At 58.5% G+C, this 26,581-nt stretch carries 21 protein-coding genes; 10 read left to right on the forward strand and 11 right to left on the reverse strand.

Going from position 1 to position 26,581, the window contains the following annotated elements; all coding sequences use genetic code 11:
* The first annotated feature begins 32 nt into the window (after positions 1-32).
* Entirely contained in the window at positions 33-1,565 is a 1,533-nt protein-coding gene (locus IG169_RS06705; RefSeq protein WP_193175408.1) for an undecaprenyl-phosphate glucose phosphotransferase, read from the forward strand.
* On the forward strand, positions 1,562-2,833 hold the full coding sequence (locus tag IG169_RS06710) for a hypothetical protein (protein WP_210325902.1): 1,272 nt from the start codon (positions 1,562-1,564) through the stop codon (positions 2,831-2,833). Before IG169_RS06705 ends, IG169_RS06710 begins: the two co-directional genes overlap by 4 nt.
* A gap of 201 nt (positions 2,834-3,034) precedes the next feature.
* Here IG169_RS06710 and IG169_RS06715 read toward each other — a convergent pair whose 3' ends face one another.
* The 4 genes from IG169_RS06715 to IG169_RS06730 form a co-directional block, all read right to left on the reverse strand.
* Positions 3,035-3,532, reverse strand: a complete 498-nt coding sequence (locus tag IG169_RS06715; protein ID WP_193175409.1) for a hypothetical protein — start codon at positions 3,530-3,532, stop codon at positions 3,035-3,037.
* Entirely contained in the window at positions 3,529-5,610 is a 2,082-nt protein-coding gene (locus IG169_RS06720; protein WP_193175410.1) for a hypothetical protein, read from the reverse strand. The genes IG169_RS06715 and IG169_RS06720 overlap by 4 nt, the downstream gene beginning before the upstream one ends.
* Before the next feature lie 14 nt (positions 5,611-5,624).
* Positions 5,625-7,406: a DUF3435 domain-containing protein gene (locus IG169_RS06725; protein ID WP_193175411.1), complete on the reverse strand. Its 1,782-nt coding sequence runs from the start codon at positions 7,404-7,406 to the stop codon at positions 5,625-5,627.
* Positions 7,407-7,500: 94 nt separating this feature from the next.
* The gene (locus tag IG169_RS06730) at positions 7,501-8,769 is read right to left on the reverse strand and encodes a tyrosine-type recombinase/integrase (protein WP_193175412.1); all 1,269 of its coding nucleotides are present in this window, start codon (positions 8,767-8,769) and stop codon (positions 7,501-7,503) included.
* 852 nt (positions 8,770-9,621) lie between these two features.
* On the opposite strand from IG169_RS06730, the gene IG169_RS06735 reads away from it, so the two are divergent.
* Positions 9,622-10,721, forward strand: a protein-coding gene (locus tag IG169_RS06735) for an IS3 family transposase (RefSeq protein ID WP_193175413.1) whose coding sequence is annotated in 2 segments (ribosomal slippage) — positions 9,622-9,874 and positions 9,874-10,721 — 1,101 coding nt in all. Because the reading frame shifts where the segments join, the coding sequence is not laid out codon by codon here.
* A gap of 321 nt (positions 10,722-11,042) precedes the next feature.
* Here the strand turns inward: IG169_RS06735 and IG169_RS06740 are convergent.
* The 7 genes from IG169_RS06740 to IG169_RS06770 form a co-directional block, all read right to left on the reverse strand.
* Positions 11,043-11,945, reverse strand: coding sequence for a hypothetical protein (locus IG169_RS06740; protein ID WP_193175414.1), 903 nt, complete (start codon positions 11,943-11,945; stop codon positions 11,043-11,045).
* Complete coding sequence (locus tag IG169_RS06745) at positions 11,942-13,123, reverse strand: toll/interleukin-1 receptor domain-containing protein (RefSeq protein ID WP_193175415.1); 1,182 nt, start codon at positions 13,121-13,123, stop codon at positions 11,942-11,944. Before IG169_RS06745 ends, IG169_RS06740 begins: the two co-directional genes overlap by 4 nt.
* Entirely contained in the window at positions 13,120-13,647 is a 528-nt protein-coding gene (locus tag IG169_RS06750; RefSeq protein ID WP_193175416.1) for a TIR domain-containing protein, read from the reverse strand. The genes IG169_RS06745 and IG169_RS06750 overlap by 4 nt, the downstream gene beginning before the upstream one ends.
* A gap of 71 nt (positions 13,648-13,718) precedes the next feature.
* Entirely contained in the window at positions 13,719-14,273 is a 555-nt protein-coding gene (locus tag IG169_RS06755) for a toll/interleukin-1 receptor domain-containing protein (RefSeq protein ID WP_193175417.1), read from the reverse strand.
* A 1,014-nt stretch (positions 14,274-15,287) separates the two neighbouring features.
* A complete protein-coding gene (locus IG169_RS06760) occupies positions 15,288-16,592 on the reverse strand; it encodes an amino acid permease (protein ID WP_193175418.1) in 1,305 nt (434 codons plus the stop codon).
* Positions 16,593-16,629: 37 nt separating this feature from the next.
* Positions 16,630-17,016: a DUF302 domain-containing protein gene (locus IG169_RS06765; protein WP_193175419.1), complete on the reverse strand. Its 387-nt coding sequence runs from the start codon at positions 17,014-17,016 to the stop codon at positions 16,630-16,632.
* Positions 17,017-17,090: 74 nt separating this feature from the next.
* On the reverse strand, positions 17,091-17,294 hold the full coding sequence (locus tag IG169_RS06770; RefSeq protein WP_193175420.1) for a heavy-metal-associated domain-containing protein: 204 nt from the start codon (positions 17,292-17,294) through the stop codon (positions 17,091-17,093).
* Positions 17,295-17,457: 163 nt separating this feature from the next.
* Between IG169_RS06770 and IG169_RS06775 the strand changes: the two genes are divergently transcribed.
* The 7 genes from IG169_RS06775 (at position 17,458) to IG169_RS06805 (ending at position 26,556) form a co-directional block, all read left to right on the forward strand.
* On the forward strand, positions 17,458-19,968 hold the full coding sequence (locus IG169_RS06775; RefSeq protein ID WP_193175421.1) for a heavy metal translocating P-type ATPase: 2,511 nt from the start codon (positions 17,458-17,460) through the stop codon (positions 19,966-19,968).
* 14 nt (positions 19,969-19,982) lie between these two features.
* Entirely contained in the window at positions 19,983-20,396 is a 414-nt protein-coding gene (cueR, locus tag IG169_RS06780; RefSeq protein WP_193175422.1) for a Cu(I)-responsive transcriptional regulator, read from the forward strand.
* 723 nt (positions 20,397-21,119) lie between these two features.
* The gene (locus tag IG169_RS06785; RefSeq protein WP_193175423.1) at positions 21,120-21,596 is read left to right on the forward strand and encodes a c-type cytochrome; all 477 of its coding nucleotides are present in this window, start codon (positions 21,120-21,122) and stop codon (positions 21,594-21,596) included.
* Between the two features lie 113 nt (positions 21,597-21,709).
* A complete protein-coding gene (gene petA / locus IG169_RS06790; RefSeq protein WP_193175424.1) occupies positions 21,710-22,252 on the forward strand; it encodes a ubiquinol-cytochrome c reductase iron-sulfur subunit in 543 nt (180 codons plus the stop codon).
* Positions 22,253-22,434: 182 nt separating this feature from the next.
* The gene (locus IG169_RS06795) at positions 22,435-22,746 is read left to right on the forward strand and encodes a c-type cytochrome (RefSeq protein ID WP_246717203.1); all 312 of its coding nucleotides are present in this window, start codon (positions 22,435-22,437) and stop codon (positions 22,744-22,746) included.
* A 20-nt stretch (positions 22,747-22,766) separates the two neighbouring features.
* A complete protein-coding gene (locus tag IG169_RS06800; protein ID WP_428982239.1) occupies positions 22,767-24,992 on the forward strand; it encodes a copper-transporting P-type ATPase in 2,226 nt (741 codons plus the stop codon).
* Between the two features lie 40 nt (positions 24,993-25,032).
* Positions 25,033-26,556 carry a multicopper oxidase family protein gene (locus tag IG169_RS06805; protein WP_193175426.1) on the forward strand — a complete coding sequence of 508 codons (1,524 nt, stop codon included), beginning with the start codon at positions 25,033-25,035 and terminating at the stop codon, positions 26,554-26,556.
* The last annotated feature ends 25 nt before the right edge of the window (positions 26,557-26,581 follow it).

Raw genomic sequence — 26,581 nt, forward strand, 5'->3', positions numbered from 1 at the left:
ATATGGCTTCGCATCAGTTGCGAAGGCATCCCATGAACGAAGTCGATCCACGTCTGCGCTACTCACCGGACACGGTCAAGAATTACGACAATGGCGAGGAGCCAAGCGTGCGCGAAAGCACCCTCGAGCCGCTTGTCGAACGGATAGCCGACGAGCTCCGCACCGATACCACCTCGCCCGTCATGGTGAGCGGCCTTCTGCGTATCGGCGAATTTCTCGGTCTTTCGGCGATCGCGACAACCATCATGCTTTCCTATGTCGGCACGGGTGCGGTCTGGCCTTACGCGCTCACCATTGCCGGAGGCAGTACGCTTTTCGTCCTTCTCAATGAAATCGCGGAAGGTTACAGCATGCGCGCGCTGCGCCGGCCGCTGCGCTGGTTTCCGCGTGTCGCGCTCGCCTGGGCGGCGACATTCGCGCTGCTTGCGTTGGCGGGGTTCCTTCTGAAGACATCGGAGGATTTCAGCCGGTTCTGGAGCGGCTCGTGGTTCCTCGGCGGCCTGGTGTTCCTGTTCTTGACACGGCTGCTGCTCAATGTGCGAATCCGCAAATGGGCGCGCGACGGCACAATGGAGCGCCGCGCGGTGATCGTCGGCGGCGGCAAGCCGGCCGAAAAGCTGATCCGCGCTCTGGAACGTCAGCACGACAACGACATTCGCATCTGCGGCATCTTCGACGACCGCGACGACAGCCGCTCGCCGCCGATCGTCGCCGGATACCCGAAGCTCGGCAATGTCGCGGAACTCGTCTCGTTTACCCGGCGCGCCCACATCGACATGCTGATCGTCTCGCTGCCGCTCGACGCCGAGGACCGCGTCCTGACGATGTTGAAAAAACTCTGGGTACTGCCGGTCGATATCCGCCTGTCGGCGCATTCCAACAAGCTGCGGTTCCGGCCACGCACCTATTCCTTCATCGGCTCGGTGCCGATGCTCGACATTTTCGACAGGCCGATCCGCGACTGGGATTCGGTTGCGAAACGGGCGTTCGACATCGTCTTCTCGCTGATCGGGATCGCCGTTCTCTCGCCGGTCATGCTCGCGACCGCCATCGCGATCAAGCTCGACAGCAAGGGGCCGGTGCTGTTCAAGCAGAAGCGGCACGGCTTCAACAATGAAGAGATCTGGATCTACAAGTTCCGCTCGATGTATGTCGATCAATGCGATCCGACGGCGCGTGCCCAGGTGACGAAGGGCGATCCGCGCGTGACCCGGGTCGGACGCATCATCCGCAAGACGTCGATCGACGAGTTGCCGCAATTCTTCAACGCGTTGCGCGGCCAGCTGTCGCTGGTCGGGCCGCGCCCACACGCCGTCAGCGCGCAATCGTCGGACCGGCTCTACGGCGAAGTGGTCGACGGCTATTTCGCCCGCCACAGGGTCAAGCCGGGCGTCACCGGCTGGGCGCAGATCAATGGATGGCGCGGCGAGATCGACTCTGACGACAAGATCCGGCGGCGCACCGAGTTCGACCTCTACTATATCGAGAACTGGTCGCTCTGGTTCGACCTGAAGATTCTGTTCCTGACGCCGATCCGTTTGCTGAACACGGAACATGCGTATTGACGGACACGACGCTCACGCTGCCGCATGAAGCCGCGAACCGGGCGCTGAACGCGCATCTCGCCGCGATGGCGATCTGGTTCGGCGTGTTTCTGAGCGGCTTCGTGATCGACGAGCCGGCACCGTACGAACTCTACATGGTGGCGCTTATCGGCGTCTGGGTGATCGTCGGAATGACGATCCCGCGCAGCGTCATGCTGCCGCTCACCCTGCTGGTCGTCTTCAATATTGGCGGCGTCATCGCGATGACGCAGATGGACGACTGGAACACGGCGCCGCTTTATATCGCCGTTTCGCTTTTCCTGGCGTTCACGGCGGTTTTTTACGCCTCGATCATCGCAACGCACCCGAACCTCTTGCGGCTGATCTTCAACGGCTGGACCGTTGCCGCCGTGCTGACTGGGCTTGTCGCCATTATCGGCTATTTCCACCTGGTGCCCGGAGCCGAAATCTTCACGCGCTATGGCCGCGCCCAGGGCGCGTTTCAGGATCCGAACGTGTTCGCGCCCTACCTGGCGCTCCCGACGATCTATTGCCTGCACGGCATTCTGACCGGCCGCGCCCGCAATCTCGCGGTGTCCATCGGTATCCTGATGATCCTGCTGCTTGCCACGTTGCTGTCGTTTTCACGCGCCGGCTGGGGACTGCTCGTCATTTGCGCCGCCTGTCTCGCCGCTGGCCTTTTTCTCGGCAGTTCCTCGGGACGTTTCCGGCTCAGGATCATGCTCCTGTCGATCTTCGCCTTCGCTGGGGCGGCGGCGGTCGTCGTGGTGGCGCTGCAGTTCGACGCGGTGCGCAACATCTTCTTCGAGCGCGCCCACCTGCTGCAGGACTACGACGCCTCCCGGCTCGGCCGCTTCGAACGGCACTGGCTCGGCTACATAAAGGCGACCCATACGCCGCTCGGGATCGGGCCGCTGGAGTTCGGGCGCATCTATGGCGAAGACCCGCACAATATCTGGCTGAAGGCGCTGTTCGCCTATTCCTGGCTGGGGTTTGCCGCCTATGTGACGCTGATCATGGTCACGCTCGGCGCCGGCTTCCGCCTCCTGTTCCGCGACCGGCCGTGGCAGCCCTACCTGCTGTGCGCCTATATCGTCTTCGCAGGCCACACCGCGATGGGCAACGTGATCGACACCGACCACTGGCGGCATTTCTACCTGCTGCTCGGCATCATCTGGGGATGCGTGGCGCTGGAAGCGCGCCAGGCGAAACCGGCGGGAAAGGAAAAAATGGTCGGAGCGGCGGGATTCGAACCTTATACGAACTGATGCTGTTCACTGTCCAGCATGACCAATCCGGAAGCGGGCACCTGAATCAGATTTTGACGAGATAACGCGAAGGAGCGGCCACCGGGGGGCCACGAGATCGAAGCGGATGGGAGAGGATGCCTCGCACTGCTCCCGACTGACGCCATAATCGTCGTCCGCCAACATTCACGCTCGCGACTGAGAGCAGTCTACGGAAGCACTTTAGCGAGTGTGCGGGAACCCTACGACATTAGTCTCCTGCGGCACTTTCTCCGTGCGGTCCGGCCCGCGCCGACCGCCCAGTCGCGCGATCTGAGACTTCTGTTTTGCTATAATTTCCTCGAGCTTTCTGACCACGGCGTCCGCTTCCACCGCTTTCGTCGCGAGGATTGCCTTCTCGTCTCGCAACAAACGAACCTCTTCCCTAAGGCCCATGATTAAGTCGTAGGTCGTCGCGGACGAGGCGTGCCCTCCTTCTTCGGACAGATTTTGATTTGCTCGCCCTGATGCATCAAGAACCGCATCGCGGATGTCCGGAAACTGGCAGCCCTTACCGCTTATCAGTGTACGGCTGTGGCCAGCTTCCACAGCGACCGTCGTCAGACTGATCCGTAGTGTCCCGCGTGATGCAAAACTTTGAAGATCCAGATTCTCCGGTGTCCCAGCACGAAGCCGCTCTAAGGCATGTTCGAAATCCGCTCTTGTGTTAGTGGATCTCACGACAGTTCCTCCGGCCTCGCCCCTATTCCCAGTCGGCTCTCTTCAGAGCTCTCGAGGCTTTCAACGACGATACCGAGTTTCCGCAGCACCATTGCTGAAGTCCTGACGCGATCCGCTGCGACCGCAGCTGAAATCCGGTCGCCAAAAGCGCTGTTTTCGCGGAATGAAGCCCGATTCGCCTCGTACCGAGCAAACCAGAAGTCTTTGTGGGCGGGAGAGATCATCAAATTGGCGCATAAACAGCAGACTGATGCGCACCGCTGTGATCGTTCAGGACGATGGGCGGTAAGATCAAACCTTCCCTTCAATTGGAAGTGGCAACGAGCAGTTTCTTCCCGAAAGAGACAGTCCCCCCATTCCGCAGGCCAGGAACGCACGCCCTCTTCCTTGAGAAGGGCCGTCATCCTGTCGATCTTATCGTCATCACTTCCTTCCGACCCAAACAGCAGGCTTATGCTCTGTTTCCGCTCCTCAACTATGTCCGCCATTTTTCCAGCGACTAAAGTTCGCCCGTTCACTGCCTCGAACAGCAGCCGGGAAGCCTCGCGAGAAGCTGCATCGTCGACGACGCCGGCGAGGATCGGATCGTTTCCAAGGTAGCCCTGCTCGGTCACTGCAACCGACATGTGCTTGAAATGATCGGAAACTGCATCAATCAAGGAGCCTTCAGACCTTACCATATACTCAGCGAAGGCCTTCCTCCACTGATGCGTCGTGAGGTTCCAATCCTCCCATTGATGGGGGAGCTTTACGTGATCTCGGACGAATAGCTTTTGACCTCGGTTCAGCGTATCGCAGAGAATGCCGTTCGGTGTGGCGTGCTCTCTAGGTAGGCCGCCCGTTGCTCCCAATGACAAAATGAGATCGGATAGGTCGAAACGCTCTCGCCATGGTCGGAACAGAGTATCGAGGATCACGATTGCCTTAATGGGCGGTGGCAAGTAGGCGCTGCCTGAGGGCCTCGAGCCAGCGAGCCATTCCGTATCCACCCATTTCTCGGTGGTCTTGAAGAGCCGGCCTTTAATGTAGAAGAGCTCATTCATACCCGTGAACGACTTGCGCACTTCGACACAACCTGGCCACTCGCCTTCGAAGGACGGCTCGGCTTGGAGTCCCGCGATTTCGCTAACTCGCATGCCCGTGCCACTTTGAAGCGTGATCACGCATGCGCTACGGAGATCTTGGATCAAAGCCCTTAACTGTCGTGTTGCGCCATTCGCTTGTCCTGCGTCATCAGTTGCCGCGGCATTTCGATCGTTCGACGATACGATGAGAGGTTGCCGCCAAGGCTCCGCCATCGGGCTAAGGTCATTGAATTCGAACCTTCCCAAGAGCCTATTCATATGCCACGTGTAGCTGCTCGAAGGCGCGGCAAGGTACTGAATGCGAACTTCTTCATGCAGGGTCGAGAGCCTGATGATATCCCGCGCAGGAGCCTCTAGCCATTCATATGCTTTCATAACCACCGGAACGAAAACCTCGTCCGGCACTGCCGGAATAGCCATCGACTCCTTGGAGCAGAATTGTCTAGCGATGACGTATGCGGAGCGCCCCTGAAACGGGTGACGCGCCATTAAGGCTCCCGGAACGTCACAGAATTCGTTGGACTGCTCGTAGATTTTTGGAAGGATCCCGATGAGCCGTGCAAGCGAATCGACGCTTATTCCGTCGCTGTCGGTATTCACCTTCTCGTGGACAACGTTGCGCACGAACTCGGATGCAGCATGTTCGTCAATTTCGGAGAAGTCGTTGAAATCATTCCAAGCCATCCATTGCAGAAGATATCGAATACTGGAGGCGAACTCATTGATTCCTAAAGGTTTCGTGCCGCGGCCATCGTTATTTTGATAAATTGACCATAGAAGTCGCTTGCCGAGGTCGATAAGTGGCTGCCAACAATCATCCGTCGAGGATCCTCCAGGCAATTCGAAGTCCCAGTTCGCCGTTGCGTGCCGATGACCCGCTGTGTCTACTGGAAACCGCCATATCTGGTCCGACCAACGGCTTAAGGACGAGACGGTTTTCGATTTAAGGACTTCTTGGTCCAGACGGTGAAGCGGCTCTCGTTCCGGGTACATGGTGTCGCGCGTCCCTATTCCACCGGGGGTATACTAGGTAGAGAAAGCAAGGCGGAGCGTTCGATTGCTGTCTGCCCGAATAACGGAAGCCACACCCCTTCGATCGCGATCAGGTGTCGCTTCCATTCTGCAAACCATCTCGCCGGCTCGACCCGAGTCCGCGCCAGATTTATGGCGTCCCTCAGTTGCGTCAGCCTTTTGTAAGCAAAGGGATCGCGCGGGTTCACCATCGCGAGGGGGCAGTCCGGGCACTTGCCGTAGGCGCTGCACATTCGTCCCTCACGTTGACCAAGCTGCGGCGAACTATGAGGTTGAATACATACGAATCCCGGAGTGGCCGCGGTATTGCGGCCTTCGAAAAGACGGTGATCCCGCGTGTCGGCTTTACCGTCACTCGTTACATACCGCTCGTGCCACTGCATACCCGTCGCCAAGCGCTCAGTTCTCCGGCGCTTCGCGAAAGGTGACCGATAATGCCGGTCCGTAGTGGTCGCACTTGCATGACCGAGAACTCGTTGCTGCGCCTTAATGTCTCCCGCAGTGAAGGCATCGACTAGCTCTGCACTACCCTTACGAAGTGAGGCCAGCGAAAAATCGCGCAACTCGTGGTCGGTGATGAAAGTTTTAAGCTGCCTGCACCATCCGCTATCTTCTGATGGGTCGTGGGCCGCGCCAAAGACGCGAAACTGCTGGCCGCGCGCCTGCCAGAAGCAGAATACGCGGTTGCGGTGGATGATGGGCAAGTTACTGCGGATCCGCGCCGTGTGCTTTTCGAGCGCCCTAAGCAGGTTCACGGTCGTCATTGGATCTGACGAACTTGCCGCAAATGATCGGAACTGACGTTCATTCGCGCGTCCTTTCCGGCCGCTTAGCCGCCATCTCGCGTCGCCGAAGATCGGATGTCCCTTCTGAATATCTTCCCAAGACAGAGACAGAACCGTAGCCGGATTGTACATCGCGTCGATTGTCAACAATAGAACAAAAGGCACGATCGTACGTGAGGTGAAATATAAATGCCTGGCAATATTCTCCGCGGAGTTGTATTCCTTGACTAGCGTACGGGATAGGCCAGGATGGAGCGTCCGTAACTCACTCCGTTTTGGCACCCCCTCAGAAAAGTAGACATCAAACGATTTAATGCAGACCTTTAGATCTCTATAAGGGATTTGTGAGCTTTCACCGGGCGATGGGAGCGACACTGATGGATCAGCGACGACACTTTCCCCAAATTCTAAGTCCGCAAGCACCTTGGCAACTTCCTTCCGGCACGCGTCACGCACGGCCAGAAGCTCTTGCTCCGACAGAAAGCGGTACGAAGTCGTATTTTTGCCGTCGCGGGACCAAAGGCATCTTCTTGGCCCGATTTCTGGCAGCGTCGACGGGGGGCTGCGCCCTCCTGCTAGCCATTCGCAAAACCGATAGGCGCAATTGTATCGCAGCGCCTTTGTCGCATTAGACCAACCCACTCCACCTTTCGGCTGCTGCTTTTCGAGCCATACCGCATACCCATCCAGCACCGCAGCGCTGATCTGAGGGATATGCTTAATCTGCTCATGACCGTCCTCTTCGCGAGAACGCAGGTATTGACGGAAGATCTCAATGGTTTTGACCAGCGACCGCCGTGTGCCTGGCGCTTTTGCTGCCCCCCAAGCCCAAACGTATTTGGCGAGTGCATCTGCCACTTCACCATGGTGAGACCATTCATTCAGCGAGATCTCTTGAAATCCAGACGGGCTCGACGGATCTCGAAAGCGTATTTGCAACCGCTCCCCATCTCGGACCACCCCGAACTCCATCAGATCCCTGACGTTGGAGCAATCCAACCTGTTCTCTGTGTGCCCGCCGCTTCCGACGATCGTTGGTCGGAATGCGTTCTTTCGTTGTTGTCTCTTATGAGGCATGGATATGGCGCTCCTCATCCAGATACTTCGCGAAAGCGTCAGAAATGGCCGGCTCCTTGTCTTCAACCCATGCGAGGTAAATTTCCGTCGTAGTCGTGAGCCATTCATGACCCAGACGTGCCTGCACCTTCTTCCATGGCGACGCGTTACCCGCTGCGCATTCGGCTTCATAGAGGTTCACCGCGAAGGTGTGACGGAGGTCGTGGAAAGTATGAGCAGCGACCTCAATTGCGATGTGGGACCAGGCGCCAGTTTCCCCATCAATTATCGCTTGGCCCGTAGCCGGATCGATCTGGAAACCTACCTCGGTGCGAATTAGGCCGCATCCCTTCACGGCCTTGGTGAAGGCCCTACTGATTGTAGAAGCTTTCACAGGCATAGCGAGATTCTTATTCGTGGACCCGGTGCCGTTCAGAAACAAGGCAAGCGGAAGTCGCGCGTGCTCGGCAGAGAACTTGCCCCGCATTCGGGCTGCAGCGATGATCGCGGACCGCTCCGTTCCAATGTACCGGATTATTGCGACCACCAGAAATGACGGCAGATAAACGTTACGGGCCTTTCCGGACTTCGTACGCGTGATGCGTAGCATGAGTTGCTTCCAAGGATCGGCGCTGTCTATCTTCGGCTCCAACGACAGAATCTGGTAGATTGTCACTGCGGTGATCTCGGAGACTCGCATTCCTGAATGAAGGGCAATTTCTGCCGCCAGTCTGTTCCGGCCCGGCCCCAGTCCCTCCGTTGCCGGAAATGCTGGCGGTCCAAGAGCACGGAACACCTTCTGAAGGTCGGATGGATTCAACGGGCTTATCCGGCGTCCCGCGTCATCTTCATCGGGAAGTAGCCTTAACTTCCGCGATTTCCCCTGGCTCGCGTCGTTCTGAGAAGCCCAGAGGAGACGGTCGCGGGGTGCGGGACCCTTTATGACCGCCTCTGGAACAAGCCCTTCAGCAAATGCCCAATCATAAAAGTCGCAGACCGTTCCCAGGCGACGCCGGCGCGTGGATGGCGCTAACTGCCGTGCGGTCTGCGCAGAGATATGGTTCGCCAAGGATGCCGCGTATTCTTCAAGGTCGCGGTAGGTCACCTCGTCCCATGCGAGACCTACGCAGCACAGGAATGTCCACCACTGTGCCAAATCATCTGCATAACTCCGCTGGGTGTTTTCCCAGTCGCCTGTCCGGCGTTTTGCTGGCGGGATCTTGTCCAAAAGATACCGGTTCGCCGCGGTCAGAGGCTCCAACTCGCTGTCGAACAACATTACGAATCCCGCAGGGACTACCTGACCCGATACGGCCGCAGACAAGGATGTCCCTAGTGACGCCGCCCTAATGCGATTGCAGAGAACATCGGCCATGAAAAGTCCTCATCGACGCCATACTCGGCGTATCTTTCTGCGCTGATAAGCTTGGGTCTGTCGGACAGACAGTCGATGTAGGCGCGTGGATTTCTTGAGACTCGCCTGCGGAGATTGCTTTGTCTGCGCCGTAGTTACGTCGCTTGAGGGTCGTTTCAACAATGACTTGTCCTCCGTTCCGTTAGGAGGAGAGACAGATTCTCCTGGGGTTGCAAGTCATGTCGATTCTTACTTGACTCTGCGAAATTCAATCAATCGTTGCCATCCCTTTATCGCTGTTTTATATCGCGCGGAACGGGTTAATGCTTATGGCTTCACACAAGATCTATATTGAATTCTTGAGTATCTCTATCGTCCTGAAACGTAAGGTCGATCTGGAGCGGAGCCGTTTCGTGGATCCTTCAGCGCTAATCATCTGCCATAGGATTCGACTTCGCATCCGTGAAGGCGCCGGCAGCAGCCAAAATCGATCGCCGCAAGAATTCAAGCTCCCTCTGACACGGCTGATGCGCTGCAGTACGCCGCAACTTCCGGTTTAGCGCCATCCACAGGTACGTTGGCTTTTCCACCGGGTCGCGGATTAATCCGGGCCGGATCGCGGCGAGACTTATAGGGTTGTAGAAATGTTTCGGGCCTATCTACCAAACAAAGGGGTTACTCAGCTGACATAGGCCAGCCTTGTTCCAGCGGCTGTGACCTGAGCCCCTGAATCTCCTCCAGATTTTGGTAGAGTCCGTCGATCACGGAGACGGACGAATGAAGCGTTCACGGTTCACGGAAGAGCAGATTATAGCGATCCTGAAGGAGCAGGAATCGGGGGTGAAGACCGCCGATGTCTGCCGCAAGCACGGCATCTCGGAAGCGACCTTCTACAAATACAAGGCCAAGTTCGGCGGCATGGAGGTGTCGGATGCCCGGCGCCTGAAGGCTCTGGAAGACGAGAACGCCAAGCTCAAGCGGTTGCTGGCCGAAGCGACGCTCGACAACGCCATGCTGAAGGATGTCGCCACAAAAAAATGGTGACGCCCGATGCCAGGCGGGATGCGGTGGCTCACCTGTGCGCAGTGCACGGTGTGAGCCAGCGTCGGGCGTGTGATGTGCTCGCAGTCGACCGGTCGAGTGTGCGTTATCGCAGCGTGCGTCCGGACGATGCGGCGGTGAGAGCTGCAATGAAGCAGGTCGCCGCGGAGCGCCGGCGCTTCGGCTATCGGCGCATTCACGTGATGCTGCAACGACAGGGGATCGCGATGAACCTGAAGAAGCTCAGACGCCTTTACCAAGAAGAGAAGCTGCAGGTCCGCAAGCGCGGCGGTCGCAAGCGGGCCCTGGGAACGCGCCGACCCATGCTTGTGCCGGAACAGGCGAACGAACGCTGGAGCCTGGACTTTCTCAGCGACGCCTTCACCGATGGCCGCCGGTTCAGGATCCTGGCCGTTGTCGACGACCACACGCGCGAATGCCTGACGCTGATTGCAGACACCTCGCTTTCAGGCCGGCGCGTGGTTCGCGAACTCGATGCGATCATCGCCCGTTGCGGCCGGCCGAACACGATCGTCAGCGACAACGGCACCGAGCTGACCAGCATGGCCGTACTCAGGTGGTGCCAGGAAACCGGCATCGAATGGCACTACATCGCCCCGGGCAAGCCCACGCAAAATGCCTTTGTCGAGAGCTTCAATGGCCGCTTTCGCGATGAACTGCTGAACGAGACGCTGTTCTCGTCACTTGCCGAAGCCCGGACCGCCATCGCCAACTGGAAGGAGGATTACAACAACCACAGACCACACTCAGCCCTCGGCAACATCCCGCCGGCCGAGTTTGCTACGAAAATCAGGCTGGAAATGCAGGCCGCATAAGGCCAGAAATGAGACCCAGGACTCTCCAAACAGCTGGAGGGAAGTCGGGGCTCAGGTCAGACATTGTCGGCCGGAGACGCCAAAAAAGGGTTTATGGCGCGTAACGGAAAACGCGGCGGCGGGAAGCGTGCGTAAGCAAATGCAACGTATTCAGTTCGCTCGGCAGACGGCAGGCACGGCGTTGGCGAAGTCATGGCGCTCCAGACTCACCGCGGGCGCCGGTCGGGCACTGACGGAAAGACTACAGAGGGGCCGGAACCTGACGTTCGGCTAAAAGGAATGAGGTGTCAGAAAGCGGACATTCAGCATCTAACCCCTCCCCTAGCTGCGGGCACTCGTCTTTTGACTCAGCCACCGCTCCAGGGCATCCGCAATGTCATAGGCCATTGGCTCGCCACGATCATCATCTGCGAGCGCCTCCAATGCTGGTCGCAGCGCATCGGGGATTCTCGCGCGTAAGAAAGCAACCTGTTCGAGGGAAGGACCATAGGTCGGCAACTGCTCTCCGCGCGGAACTCGCTTCGAGATGTCCAAAAGGTCGAGCGCAATGGCCACGTCTCGGGCCGCACCACCAAAGGCACCCAGCGGAACACATGGCATGCCAGCTTCCAGAGCAAAAATCGCCTCTTCGATGATACCTGGCATTGCTCCCTGGTAGGCATCGCCAGGATTATTTAGCAGGCCCATTTTGCCGCCCAGTATGACGCGCGCATCTGAAATTTCGGTCATCGCTTTCCGGGCCGCCGAGTATGCGGAAACGCTGTCGAGGATTTGTCTCGCATTTAGCCAGCTCTTGAACTCGGCATCATTTCTGAGCCTGATCGTCGGCCCACCTTTCCCAATGCGCAAACCATCCTCTACGGCACGTATAGGAAGCAGAGCGTCCTCGATATGGATCTGCGTCTCAACGACTGCCGCTCCCTCTCGCAAGGCAAAGACAAGCCCATCAAAAGACACGCCGCGCAGAATTGGCTCGGGCACGATGTGGATGAACGGCGACTCCTGGGCTGAAGCATAGGCGCCTGTCAGATGCCTGAATATGCTGAAGGTCAGGCCGTTGGGATCGAGATTGCCTCCATAGACAATCTTCGCGCCGGCGCGGACCAATACGGTGCATATCGAGAACAGTGCACGATCGACCTCACGCGCCGGCAAGCCAAGCCGCGCCCGGTCAGGAGCATCGCTAACTGATAGCGCGACCGACCGGCCCTTGAGTGCTGTCATGAGAGCTCCCCCAGCGTAGCCAAGCGTGTCGAGGGTGACAGCGCCTTGAGAGCCTTGACCAACAGACTCTCCTCGATCTCACCCAGAGGTGGATCGGGATAGACGATAACCTGCGGCAGCTTCTTTGCATCAACCACGTCGAAGAGCTCTGGTGGGCGGGGTAGCATCAGGGCTTCATTGGGGGTGCCTACGACTCGTGCGGCCTGCCTTTCGAACAGGTCGCAGCGCAACCCTTCTGAGAGGACCTCCACCAATAGTGGCTCGATCCACTCTGAACCTCCGTGCGTTGGGGAGATCCGCACCTTGGGGAGGTTTGCACCGTAGGGATAGGTGCGACTGGTTCGCCTTTGACCAACATCGGCGAGCACGATCGGGCGCCGCTTTCGCTTTGCTGTGGTGAGCTCGAACACGCACCATGGTCTCGAGTCATAGGCGTCAGAAACGATCGCCAGAAGCGTGCCCGCACCAATCTCCTCTACGAAGCGGTCGCTGAAATCCTCTCCGGGGTTCAGCTCCTTCGCGTCGTAAAAGGTATGGAGCGAGACGTCCTGGCTCTTGTCGTTCACGAAAGCGACTATCGCTGAGGCGGTAGCGTCGCCATCCGCTTTCGCATGGCTGACGAAGATCTTCTCCTGCCCGTCTCCACCTCCCAAGAGAGCCAACTGACGCCGGATTTGATAAAGCGTGTGCAGGAGCAGCCGACTATCTCGGGCAGCGGATGACATCCTCCCGCGTACCCAAGCCTTCCGGTACGCGTACTGAATCTTGGCCGCGGCGTCAGACGGCAGCGCCGGATCGCCAGAAGGGCTGCCGAAGGGAATGATAAAGTCGACGTTGCCGCGCGCAGCGATCGCCTTCCTTGTCCCTTGGATGAAATGGTCCCATTCGCCGACGTTGTCCTGCATAACGTCATCGTGGAGTAACACGATCGCGTTGTGCACGGCACGGCTCAGGTCCAATTCAGCAGGAAGGGTCGAAGACGCATCCCACGGTGTGCTTGCGAAGCGTACCGGCACCCGGTACGCAACGCCGTCCCGCTCCATGCCGATCCCATCGAAATGCTTCGACACAAGTTCGGCAATCCGAGCGCCCTCATCGGATCTGTCTGCCCACACGACGTGGATACGAAGCAGGTCGAGTATGCGATGGATAGCCGGCGACCCCGCACCCGCACTCATCGGTTGCGTTCCATTCGAATCCGGGAGTTAATAATCAACCTCTTAGATGCAGCATTCGCCCTTTCGATGGCATCAGTAAGCGCTCTCTGATTGCTCGCGATGTCGCTCCACGAGATCCAAACGGCGTATCCGCTATCGATATTGTCCTGAAGCCGCGCTGGCTTGTCTGTGCTGTTGTTAGGCAGCAATGGCAAGGTAGGAAGCCAAACACCGACCAAACCCATCTGCTGGGTCAATGATGCCTGAATCTCCCAGTCCACGTACTTGCGTCGCCACGTATTCGCGCCGCAGAGCACGATGGTGCAGGAGCTGCCATGAAGGTGGTGTTCACGGATACGCCGCATGATGTAGTCATGGTTGCTGCTGTCGATGCGCCTCTCTAGCGAATTGTCGGTTAGCAGCTGCAAACGATCATGCATCGTCTCGGAGAGGCTTTCATAGTAGGCTTGGTCACTACCGTGATGATAGCTGACGAATACTTCTCGCCGCACGGGTCGCACTTGATTAAACGGGCTGCCGATCATTGTCTCACCACGCCAATTTATCCTTCATACCGGAAGTTACACGGATGGTTGCGTACCTCCGAGGGTGTAACTTATGTCCTCGCCAGCCATGTTGAAAGCTTAACCGCAGTATTATCCTTCCCGTCCATGACCATCCATACCTTGTCTCTTTCGCCCTCCAAGTCACCCCAGATCACGCGGTCATAAAGACCAAGATACTCCCAGCTGGTCCAGGCGGTCTCGTTCTTTGAGTCAACAGCAGGCAGAATAGCGACGCGTCCCAGCCCCTTGTGCTCATCCGCAATTCCTAGCTCCCACGGGACCCAACGACTGTCCTTACTGTTGCTAGATGCGAGTAGCACGAACTTGCGAGACTGGTGAATCCGGTTCTTCAGGCCCGCCGCAGTGTCCTTGTTCGTGTAAGGTGGAAGCTTCGGATCCTTCTTGTCGACATACACCGTTGCCCCGTGCCCTTCTAGCAAGCGGATGGCGCCGACCAGCCACTCCCCGTCCTGACTTGAATGTGACAGGAACGTCGTCCCAGCAGGACTTCTGTCCTCAGCGCTTTTCCGTACCTTGGCTTGCTCAGTAAGCGGAATCTCGCGAGCAAAGCGTTCTAAAAGGGCCTTTGTTGCGTATTCGAGCAACTCGCTCTCCAGCTTCGTTCCTACGAGCAATGAGGATTAGCCGAGGCGATGTGGCGTGGCCAGAGGCGGTGCCTCATACGGGGACTGTCACGTCAGCCGTTTTCCACCAAATAGTAGACGCTCAATGCTCGGTTGAGTATATGACCGCATTCGGGATTACGGGTCGCAGTCGGGAACGACGAACATGAGGGCGCATTGCGGACTGGCGACTTCGGGGCCGGAAGCGGACTGTCCGGAATTGGAACAACACCATGAGAAATCGGTCATTCTCCTGACGAGGCAAAGTGTTTGTTAATGGAAAAGCGAACCTGTTAAGATAGCGGCGTTCATCAACCCACAGAGTTGACTGGGCGCCCGTCCTCGCACCAGCCTGATAGGCTGCTGAGCGTTCAATCAATGTTCACGAACCACTATAACGGCTTGGTGGCTTAGAAGCAGTACGGTCCACGGCAATGAGCAAGGTGCCGAACTCACTGAGGCCCTGCGAATACAACCACGGTCCGGAAACGGATCCGACTCTCTGGGCATCCGGCGACCGCGCCGACAGTGTCTTGATACCGAACGGCGAGATCGTTCCGCTCTCCGGAGCGAGAGCCAGGAGCGCGCGTCAAATCCTTCGAAGCACCGAGCTTGACAATGACGGTCGGTTCGCTGGAACAGGACTCTTCCCGGCGTCCAGTTGCCGAGCTTTTCTTCGCCCTTGATGAGAGGTCACGGTTGGCTATCACGCCTTCTATCGCTGTGGAGACAGCTAGGCTTGAGCGTCCGATGAAGCCTTAAGATTCGATTTTGCTAAAGATACTGGCAAGCAAAGACCTTTCCGCCGGATTGCACAGCAATCCGGCGAAGACCGGACTGGCGTCAGCTTCTTAGGTATTTCACCAGTGCCGCAATGGCCAGAACAAGCAAGACGAGGACGAGCAGCATCACCAATCCGCCGCCGAAAAAGCCCCATTGTCCACCGTACATCATGGTTAGTCTCCTTTACTTTCGATCAGGTCTACGGGTGATTGTTCATCGATTTCGGTCCGCATGCGCCCTGCCGGACAGAAACCAGTACTCGAACGCGAACACCAAGATAATCGCCAAGGCGGCCGTCCCAACGATGACTGGATCCGTGCGGATCTTCATCACCGCGAAGACAGCGAGTACGATCGCGTCCAGGGAAATTGCCGAAATCAGGATGCTTCCGTGCGCTCCAATGTCATGGCGCAGATTCCGGAACACACCCCAATGTATGACGATGTCCATCACCAGATAGAAAAACACACCGAGAGACGCGATCCGGCTTAGGTCGAAGAAGGTCGTGAGCAGCGCCGCCACGACGACCGTATAGACAAGGGTGTGTTTTTGAATTCTCCCGGGCATGCCGAAATGGCTGTGTGGGATCAGTTTCATGTCCGTCAGCATAGCGAGCATGCGTGATACGGCGAACACGCTGGCGAGCAGTCCCGAGGCCGTAGCAATGATGGCAAGCAGGATCGTGAGATAGAAACCAGTTTGGCCGAGTGCAGGTTTTGCTGCCTGGGCGAGCGAGTAATCTTTCGCCTTGATGATTTCCGGGATCGTCAGGTTCGATCCTACAGCGAACGCCACAAGCAGGTAGACGACGACACAGACCGATATGGAGACCATGATTGCCCGGCCGACATTGCGGTGCGGATTGACGATCTCGGCGCCGCTGTTGGTGATCGTCGTGAATCCTTTGAAGGCGAGAATAGAGAGCGCGACGGACGCAACGAATCCTGCCAGAGGATAATCGACTTCGGAGGTTGCCGGTTCAAAACTTAAGCCGCTAGCCCAGAGCGCGGCAATCCCGAATAAGGCGATGCCGCCGATTTTCATAAGCGCCATGACAAAGGAAAACAGGCCGATCGAACGGTTGCCGGAAATGTTGACCAGAAACGCGAAAACGATCAGCCCGACGCCCAAGGCCGGGACAAGTACCCGGTTTTCCCCGGCACCGAACAATTGAAGCGTGTATGTGCCGAACGTGCGGGCGACGAGACTCTCATTGATCACCATCGAGAACGCCATCAACAGCGCCGCTCCGGCGGCGATGATTCCCGGTCCGTAGGCTTTTTCCAGAATCATCGCGATACCGCCGGCAGACGGATACGCATTCGACATCTTGATGTAGCTGTAAGCGCTGAAAAAAGTGACGACAGCGCCGACGAAGAATGACAACGGAAACCAGGCGCCCGCAAGTTCGGCGATCTGGCCAGTTAACGCGAAGATACCGGCACCGATCATCACGCCGGTACCCATCGATATGGCGCCAGTCAGCGAGATGCTGTTCTTCTGGTAGTCGGACGTCACGAGTCGATCTTCGCTCCTGTCCTGATGGCGTACTAGGTTAGGCCAGATCGATCGCTTTCTTCAGCATGTCACGCACATCTGCCGCGACAGCGTGAAGGTCAGCGTTGTCGATCGCCGCCATAGAGGCAACGGGGTCGATGGCGCTTAGTTCCGTCCCACCGTCGACGGCGCGCAGGATAACGTTACATGGAAGCATCGCACCGATCCGTGGCTCCAGGCCGATGGCCTTGTGGGCCATGTTCGGGTTGCATGCACCGAGAATGCGATAACCGTCCATCTCGGCACCAATCTTCTTCTTCATCGTTTCCTTGACGTCGATTTCGGTAAGTACGCCGAATCCTTGTTCCTTGAGCGCGTCACGCGTACGAGCATCCGCCTCGTCGATGGGCACGTTGGAAAGAAGGCGGTTGTAGGTGTAGTTCATCTCATTTCCTCACTTCGACAGTGACCGGGATCGGCGCGAGCGAGGCTCGCGCACGTTCAGGGCGAATGAAATTCTCAAGCCGCCTCGAGAAGATCAGAATCGTAGCCGGCCTCCTTGATCGCGACCTTGATATCCGAGGCCGGCAAGTCGCTGTTGATCTCCACGGTCTTGCTCGCCAGGTCGCAGGCGATTTCGACATCGGGATCGGCGTTTTTCACGGTCTTTTCGATCGCCGCGACGCAATGACCGCAGCTCATCTCGGGAACGCTGAATTTCATTCTTTTAGTCTCCATAGGTATTGGACGGCTGGAAGATAGAGGTTCCACCAACTGGAGGGTCAAGCGAACTTGGCTGGTCAGAAAAAAATCGCATCCCCGCCCTTGACCTTCCAGTGACTGGAACAATTATTTCCCTTGAAACAATTCTGAATTGGAGACGTCGATGAACGGCAATCAGTCTGTTTCACTTTCCATCGAAGGCATGTCGTGCGCGTCCTGTGTGGGACGGGTCGACCGCGCGCTTTCTGGAATCGAGGGTGTCCGCGATGTTTCGGTCAATCTGGCAAACGAAACGGCCAGGTTGACGATAGAAGACCCGGATCGGCTTGCTGAGGCCGCCAACAAGCTGGATGAGCTCGGTTATCCGGCACGGCGTGCAAGTGTCACGCTGAACATCGAATCGATGTCATGTGCATCCTGTGTCGGGCGGGTGGATCACGCGATCGCGGCCGTGCCGGGTGTTCTTGATGTCAACGTGAATTTGGCGTCTGAAACCGCTACTGTCACATATCTTGAAGGGGCGACCGGCCCCGCCGAATTCATCGCGGCGGCGGCCGAAATCGGTTATCCGGCCGAAATCGCCGAAGCGTCCAGTTCAAGCGACCGTGTGGCCCGCAAGGAGGAAGAAGCGAAAGAGATCAAGCGCCGCACTATATTGGCAGCTGTCCTTGCCTTGCCCGTGTTCGTGATGGAGATGGGCAGCCACGTGGTGCCTGGAATGCACGAATTCATCGGAAGCACGATCGGGCATCAGGCTAGCTGGATTATCCAGTTCCTGCTGACCACAGCCGCGCTGCTCGGGCCAGGGAGGGTGTTCTATCTCAAAGGCATCCCCGCTCTCGTCAAGGGGGCTCCGGACATGAACAGCCTCGTCGCGGTCGGGACTGGCGCGGCGTACATTTACTCCGTCATTGCAACATTCCTGCCCTGGCTACTTCCGGAAGCCGTCCGAGCGGTCTATTTCGAAGCCGCAGCGGTGATCGTCGTGCTGATCCTGTTGGGACGGTTCCTTGAGGCGCGGGCAAAGGGCCGTACCGGCGCGGCCATCCAGAAACTTCTTGGGCTTCAGGTGAGAACCGCGCGCGTTTTGCGCGATGGCGAGCCGGTCGAAGTGCCGATCGAGGAAATCCGGCTTGGCGATGTTCTCCTTGTGCGTCCAGGCGAGCGGATTGCCGTAGACGGCGAACTGGTGGAGGGCGAGAGCCACGTTGATGAGAGCATGATCACCGGGGAGCCGGTACCAGTCGCAAAAGCATCCGGAAACCCGGTAACCGGCGGCACGGTCAACGGTGCTGGAAGCTTCGGTTTTAGGGCAACGCGCGTGGGCGCCGATACGACCCTTTCCCAGATCATTCGAATGGTCGAAGAAGCGCAGGGTGCGAAGCTGCCGATCCAGGGACTCGTCGACAAAATTACGCTCTGGTTCGTTCCGGCGGTCATGACGATCGCCGCGCTGACGGTCGTGATCTGGTTGGTATTCGGCCCGGATCCGGCGCTGACCCTGGCGCTGGTGGCCGGCGTGTCGGTCCTCATCATCGCATGCCCTTGCGCGATGGGGCTTGCCACGCCGACCTCCATCATGGTCGGCACCGGGCGTGCTGCCGAGATGGGTGTTCTGTTCCGCAAGGGCGATGCACTGCAGGTCCTCAGCTCGGTCGACGTGGTCGCATTCGACAAGACCGGCACTCTCACCGAAGGTCGCCCCGAACTCGTCGACGTGATCGTGGCCGAAGGATTCGACCGCACCGACGTATTGGCCCATGTTGCCATGGTCGAGGAGCAGTCGGAGCACCCCATTGCCGAAGCTATCGTTCGCGGCGCGCGTCGCGAAGGAACAGCGCGTCATAAGGTGTCGGAATTCAACACCATGACGGGGTACGGAGTCCGCGCTCGCGTCGGCACGGCCGAGGTTTTGGTTGGCGCTGACCGGCTGATGCAACGCGAAGGCCTGGACCTGGGGGCGCTGGCTGCCGACGAAGCACGGCTTGCTCAGCGCGGTCATACCGCCCTGTACGCCGCGATTGACGGAAAGGTGGCTGCATTGTTCGGCGTGGCGGATCCGGTGAAATCAACAAGTGCGGCTGCCATTCAGGAACTGCACAAGCTCGGATTGAAGGTGGCCATGATCACGGGCGACAAGCCGGAGACCGCTGAAACCATCGCAAATGAAACCGGAATCGATCATGTGATCGCCAGAGTCCTTCCCGACGGCAAGGTCGCCGCGCTCGACGAATTGCGGAAGAAGGGTCAAAGGATCGCTTTCGTGGGCGATGGCATCAACGACGCTCCGGCGCTCGCTCATGCCGATGTCGGCATTGCAATCGGAACCGGGACCGACGTCGCCATCGAATCCGCTGATGTCGTGCTGATGTCGGGCGACCTTCGCGGCGTGGTCAACGCGTTCGAGGTCTCCCGCCGGACCATGCGCAACATCCGCGAGAACCTTTTCTGGGCGTTCGGATACAATACGGCCCTGATCCCGGTCGCCGCCGGCGTTCTCTATCCCGCGTTCGGTGTGCTTCTGTCACCTATATTGGCCGCCGGCGCCATGGGGTTGTCGTCCGTCTTCGTGCTGACGAATGCGCTGCGGTTGCGCCGAATCGCCCCGGCAATGGATGAAAGGGATACGACCCTGTCACGCCCCGCACGGCTGGTGCCGGCGCCGGCCGAATGAGAAGGAAGCAGATCATGAATATTGGTGATGTCTCGCGCATATCCGGCCTGCCTGCGAAGACGATACGGTACTATGAGGATATCGGCCTCATCCAACCGCGCAGGGGCGAAAACGGCTATCGCAGTTTCCAGGACAAGGATCTGCACAAACTGGCATTTCTCGGTCGCGCTCGTGCTCTGGGATTCACGATCGAGGATTGCCGAAATCTTCTGGCTCTCTATGAGGATGATGGCCGGGAAAGCGCTGCCGTGAAGCATATCGCCGAAGACCATTTGGCGAGGATCGACGAAAAGATTGCGCAGCTCCATTCCATGCGGTCGACACTCGCTGAACTCGTCAATGCGTGTGCGGGTGATCACCGCCCAGACTGCCCGATACTCGACGATCTTGGTCATGGTCAATGCATTGGTGCAGATCAGGCGTTATGAAGCCGGCTGGAATATGATAGGATGAATTCGGTTTAAGGACGATGTTCGCAGCCCGGGTAAGAACCAGTTCTAATGCGCTGCCGCGCCGCAGATCGTTGTTGTGGACGGTAGTTGCGGTATTTTACGTTCTTGCTCCGCTTTTCCACCAGTTCGGCGAGATCGCCGATGTTGATTTACATGCGATTACCGTCATGAGCCATTCGCATGATGGGTCTAGTAGCGGTGGCATCGCTCCTGCCCATTCCAAGGAATGCAGCACAGGCAATCACTGCCTATCACCTGCAATACTTGTCGCAGGTGCGCTCCGCATCGACGCAACTCGTCAGATACAGTTCTTTTCGACGAAGCTGCCTCCGGACCGGCTGTTCCTGCCGTTTCCTTCACCCCCTCCCAAGATAACCTGAGACCTCGGCCAAACCTGGCCGGCAGAATGTCGCGCGGAGACGTGCGCGAGTGGGACACCGAGTTCGGCCACGGATTCGATGTTCTGTGAGCTCGTCATACCGCGATCCAATCGGCAACAACGCCTGATCCTGTCCGGGACGCAATGAGTGCCGGCGTCCGCTTAGGTTCGGACGAAGTCGAAATACCCACTGCCCGACCGAGGGCCCGGATCGCCAAGTCGAATAATCTTGGGACAGCGGCCGAACTGTTTCCAGTGCGCATCCCCAAAAGGTGGTGATCTCCTGGAAGTGGGTCGGAGAGACGAATGGAGAGACCGTCATGTACAGATACGCAACTTCAAATGCCATGACTTCAGCGCTTCTAGGAGGAGCGATCGTCTTCGGCCTGGTGACCGCTGCGGCGGGCCAGGACGACATGATGAACAATGGCATGATGAGTCCGGGTTTGATGATTCCGCAGATGAACCCTGTCAGGGGCAAGCAGCTGTTCGCGAGCAAGGGATGCGTCGTGTGCCACTCGATAAACGGAGTCGGCGGCGAGGACGCACCGGCCTTGGATGCGTCGACGATGACTCTACCGATGAATCCATTCGAGTTTACCGCCCGCATGTGGCGGGGTGCGGAAGCGATGGTGGCAATGCAGCGCGATGAGCTCGGTGCGCCTATCGAACTCGATGGTAGCGAACTGGCCGACATCATAGCGTTCGTCCATGACGCCGACGTTCAGGCCGGCTTCACCGAAAAGGACATCCCAGCGCGTATCAAGGAACTGATGGACAAATCCGATGACGAGTAGACGACATCGCGGCAATAGCGGTGCGTAGTCAGTCACGCCGACCTTGAAACAGGGGCGAGAGGGAACGCCGGATAATCCGGCGTGACCTCCGTCCGATAGCAAGGAGAAGTCCCATGTCCGCATTAGCATCAGATGCCGGCCGGCCGGTGACCAAACGCGATTTTATTTACGTCGCGACAGGAGCGATGGTTGTCGTGGGCGCCGCGGCTTTCGCCTGGCCGTTTATCGACAGCATGAATCCTTCGGCAAGTGTACGTAGCCTCTCAACAGTCGAAATCCCATTGGGTGACATCGAGGTTGGGCAGCGCGTGACCGCTATGTGGCATGGCCGTCCGGTGTTCATTGACAGGCGAACGAGAGCTCAAATCGATGCGGCAGTCGCTGACGACGATGCCGATCTTATTGATCCGCAACGCGATGCCAATCGGGTGCAAGATCCCGAGTGGCTAGTCGTAGTTGGCGTGTGCACGCATCTCGGCTGCGTCCCTCTCGGGCAGAAGGAATCCGATCCCAGAGGCAACTGGGGTGGCTGGTACTGCCCCTGCCACGGTTCCCATTACGACACGTCCGGACGTGTACGGCGGGGCCCTGCGCCGAAGAACCTTATCGTTCCACCCAACAAACTCGTCAACGGCGAGAAAATAGTCATCGGCTGAACTAATTACGAAGCTTCCGGTGAGCCCATTGGAGCTTCCGGTTACATAGATGGAGACAAATAGTGAATATACGAGCAAACCTTCCGAAGGTTTTTATCCTGGGTTTTTTCGGCTTGGGGGCCGCGGTCTTAGTGTCGAAAACTTTTCGGTCCGAACCCGAGGCTACGGTTGTGGCCGTGTCTATGCCGGAACTGTCGAGCGAGGCGCGCGTCGGGCAGGTGTTGTTCAACGACAACTGCGCCGCCTGCCACGGAGACCGTGCATCCGGCACGGACAAGGGGCCTCCGCTGATCCACGACATATACAATCCGGGTCATCACTCTGATGCTGCCTTTTTCCTGGCTGCTGCGAACGGGGTCAGGCAGCACCACTGGCCCTATGGCGACATGCCGAAGCAGGACCATGTCACGCGCGTCGAGGTGGAGAAAATCGTCCAGTACGTCCGTGAGCTCCAGACCGCAAACGGCATTACCTACAAACAGCACAACATGTGACAGGACAAGGAGCGATTGCGATGACGTCCCGGCACGAACACCATCATCACGCGACAGGAATCGAAGACAGCTCTTCGGTCGACAAAAATCAGTATGACGAAGTTCCCGCTGGATATGATGGGCCCGTCTATACCTGCCCAATGCATCCGCAAGTGCGTCAGACACATGGCGGTTCATGCCCGATATGCGGCATGGGACTGGAACTGGAATCCGCGGCCATGGTTGAAGAGGGGCCGAATCCGGAACTTGTCGATTTTACGCGGCGTCTATGGATTGGCGCGGTCCTCACCGTACCGCTCCTGATCTTCACCATGGGTCCCTTTGTCGGGTTCCCCGGCGTTCGCGAGATCTTTGGCGAGCGGGTGACTCTCTGGATCGAGCTTGCGCTCGGTACGCCCGTGGTCCTCTGGTCGGGTTGGCCGTTCCTCGTTCGCGGCTGGACATCCTTTCGCACGATGAAGCTGAACATGTTCAGTCTGATTGCCATGGGCGTCATGGCCGCATGGACCTTCAGCGTCGTCGCTGTGCTCTTTCCCGATATTTTCCCCAGCGGTTTCCGGGATCCTGAAGGCCATGTCGGCGTCTATTTCGAGGCCGCTGCAGTCATCGTGACGCTCGTGCTTCTCGGCCAGGTGATGGAATTGCGAGCTCGCGAGGGTACGGGCAGGGCGATCCGTGCGCTTCTCGACATGGCCGCCAAGACCGCCCGGGTTATGCGCGATGACGGAACGGAGGAGGAAATCCCGCTCGAACATGTTGCGGTCGGTGACCGCATTCGCGTGCGGCCCGGCGACAAGGTGCCCGTGGACGGTGTGGTCATCGACGGGCGTTCCTCGATCGACGAAAGCATGATTACGGGCGAACCCGTTCCGGTCGAGAAAGTCGCTGGTGATCCGGTGACCGGGGCCACCATCAACGGCACGGGAAGCCTTATCATGAAGGCCACACGCGTCGGCGCCGACACGATGCTGAGCCAAATTGTCGAAATGGTCGCTAATGCCCAACGCTCGCGCGCGCCCATACAGAAATACGCCGACAAGGTATCGGGCTATTTCGTGCCGACCGTGATCGGCATCGCAGCGATTGCCTTTCTGGGCTGGGCGCTTTGGGGTCCGGAGCCCGCTCTTTCCTATGCCCTGATTGCCGCGGTCGCGGTGCTGATCATAGCCTGTCCCTGTGCCCTCGGTCTCGCCACGCCGATGTCGATCATGACGGCGACGGGACGCGGGGCCCAGGCCGGAGTGCTCATAAAGAACGCCGAGGCGCTCGAACGATTCGAGAAGGTCGATACGCTGATCGTCGATAAGACGGGTACGCTGACCGAAGGCAAACCGCGACTGGTGGCGGTCCTGGCCGAGCGCGGTCATGACGAGAGCGAAGTGCTGCGTCTCGCGGCATCCCTGGAGCGTGGTTCGGAACATCCGCTCGCCGAGGCCATCGTACGAGGAGCCGAAGAGCGCGGCGTGGAGATGGCGGAAGCCGATGATTTCGAGGCGGTTACCGGCAAGGGCGTGAAGGGCACCGTGGACGGCAGAGCCGTGGCGCTCGGCAATCTCGCTATGATCCGCGAACTCGGCCTGGAGGCAGGCGAGATGACCGAGAAAGCCAATGGCCTCCGGGACGAGGGAGAGACTGTCATGTTCGTCGTCGTCGACGGTGCGGTTGCCGGCCTCGTATCCGTCGCCGACCCGGTGAAGGAGACCACGCCGGATGCGCTGAAGGCGCTGCATAAGCTGGGCTTCCGCATCATCATGGCGACTGGCGACAACGAACGAACGGCGAAGGCCGTCGCTGCACGCCTGGGCATCGATGAGATCCGCGCCGATGTGCTTCCCGAAGACAAGGCGCGCATCATCCAGGAATTGCAGCAACAGGGGCGCAAGGTCGCGATGGCGGGCGACGGCGTGAACGACGCTCCGGCTCTGGCCCAGGCCGATGTCGGGATCGCCATGGGAACCGGGGCCGACGTCGCGATCGAAAGCGCGGGGTTTACCCTGGTCAAGGGCAATCTCGATGGCATCGTCCGTGCTCGCCGGCTGGCGCACGGGACCATGCGCAACATACGGCAGAACCTGTTTTTCGCCCTGATCTACAATGCTTTGGGCGTTCCGGTGGCTGCAGGCATTCTCTTCCCGTTTTTCGGCATCCTGATCAGCCCGATGTTCGCCGCATTCGCGATGAGTGCCTCCTCGATCTCGGTGGTCGTCAATTCGCTCAGACTCCGGCAACTGGAACTGAAGTCCTGAGTGACGCAGCACCCCGATCCTCGAACCCAAAGGTTTTCAAATGAACTCGACTACACGACGTGGTTTTCTCGCTGGAAGCGTTGCCGCCGGTTGCCTCGCTGCAGCCCAGGTGCTGGTTCCGGCACGAGCGCGCGCGGCGACCGAAGCGAAGACTCTTCGCGTCGTTCGCCGCAGCCTTGATATTGGCGGGCGTTCGGGCAGCGCGCTTGGCCTGATGGATGGGTCGGGACGACTCGGCCTCACGCTCGATCCCGGGCAAAGCTTCCGTGTCGATCTGACGAACGAGCTCGACGTCGAGACCATCATCCACTGGCATGGCCAGATCCCGCCAAACGCGCAGGACGGGGTTTCAAATACCAATCCGATGCTCCAACCCTTCGAAACCCGTTCGTTCGATTTCGCTCCGCTGTCGGGGACATTCTGGATGCATGCTCACGTGCCCGCACAGGAGGTAGATCTTCTGGCCGCATCCTTGATAGTGCGAAGCGCGGAGGACGTGGCGGCGGACCGGCAGGAAGTCGTCATGTTCTTGCACGACTTTTCCTTCAAGTCCGGCGCCGAGGTTCTCGACGAAATCAGCCGCGGCATGGCGATGGATCATGGCGATGTTCAACAGGGCGGTCATGCAATGGGCGGAATGTCGGGAATGAACCATGGCACAGAAGGGACAATGCCCGAAATGCGCTCCGGAATGGATCAAATGATGGGCTTGATGCGGGGCATGGATCAGATGCCCGGAATGAGCATGGACCTGAATGACTTCGACTTCGATGCCTATATCGCCAACGATCGAACTTTGGACGATCCGGAGGTGATCGCTGTCGACCGTGGGGCACGTGTCCTGCTGCGGATCATCAATGCCGCGTCGATGACGGCGTTCTGGATCGATTTGGGCGAACTCGAAGGCCGCCTTGTCGCGGTGGATGGTCACCCGGTCGTGCCCCTGTCTGGACGACGTTTCGGATTGGCGCATGCGCAACGGCTGGACATAGAAATTACCGTGCCGGCCGTCGGGCACGCATTACCGATTTTGGCGCTTCGCGAAGGCGCCCGCGAGCGGACGGGAATCGTCCTGGCGCCGACCGGAGCCAAGGTTTCTGCTATCGCAACTACGTCCGATAGCGGTCATTCCGCCTTCTCCGGAGACATGACACAAGAGCTAGCTTTGCGCGCGGCAAGTCCTCTCGCCGCGCGGCCCGCCGACAGGAGCCACATGGTGATGCTCGGAGGAGCAATGATGCCCTATGTCTGGACGATCAACGGACAGATCTGGGGCAGTCACACGCCCATCGCGGTGAAGGCGGGCGAACGCGTTGAAATGATGTTTCACAACATGTCCATGATGGCGCATCCGATGCATTTGCATGGCCACGTGTTCCAGGTGGTAGATGTGAATGGCCATCGGTTCGCCGGAGCGATGCGCGATACGGTACACGTGCCACCCATGGGAATGGTCACCATAGCTTTCGATGCGGGGGAGATCGCGCCGTGGATGCTTCACTGCCATCACATGGCACATATGGCAACGGGCATGATGACAGAACTGGACGTGCAGGCGGGATAGTCCTCGGTGCCGGAACCGGGTTGTG

The sequence above is a fragment of the Oricola nitratireducens genome, from assembly GCF_014904745.1.
In the GTDB taxonomy this organism is placed as follows: Bacteria; Pseudomonadota; Alphaproteobacteria; order Rhizobiales; family Rhizobiaceae; genus Oricola; species Oricola nitratireducens.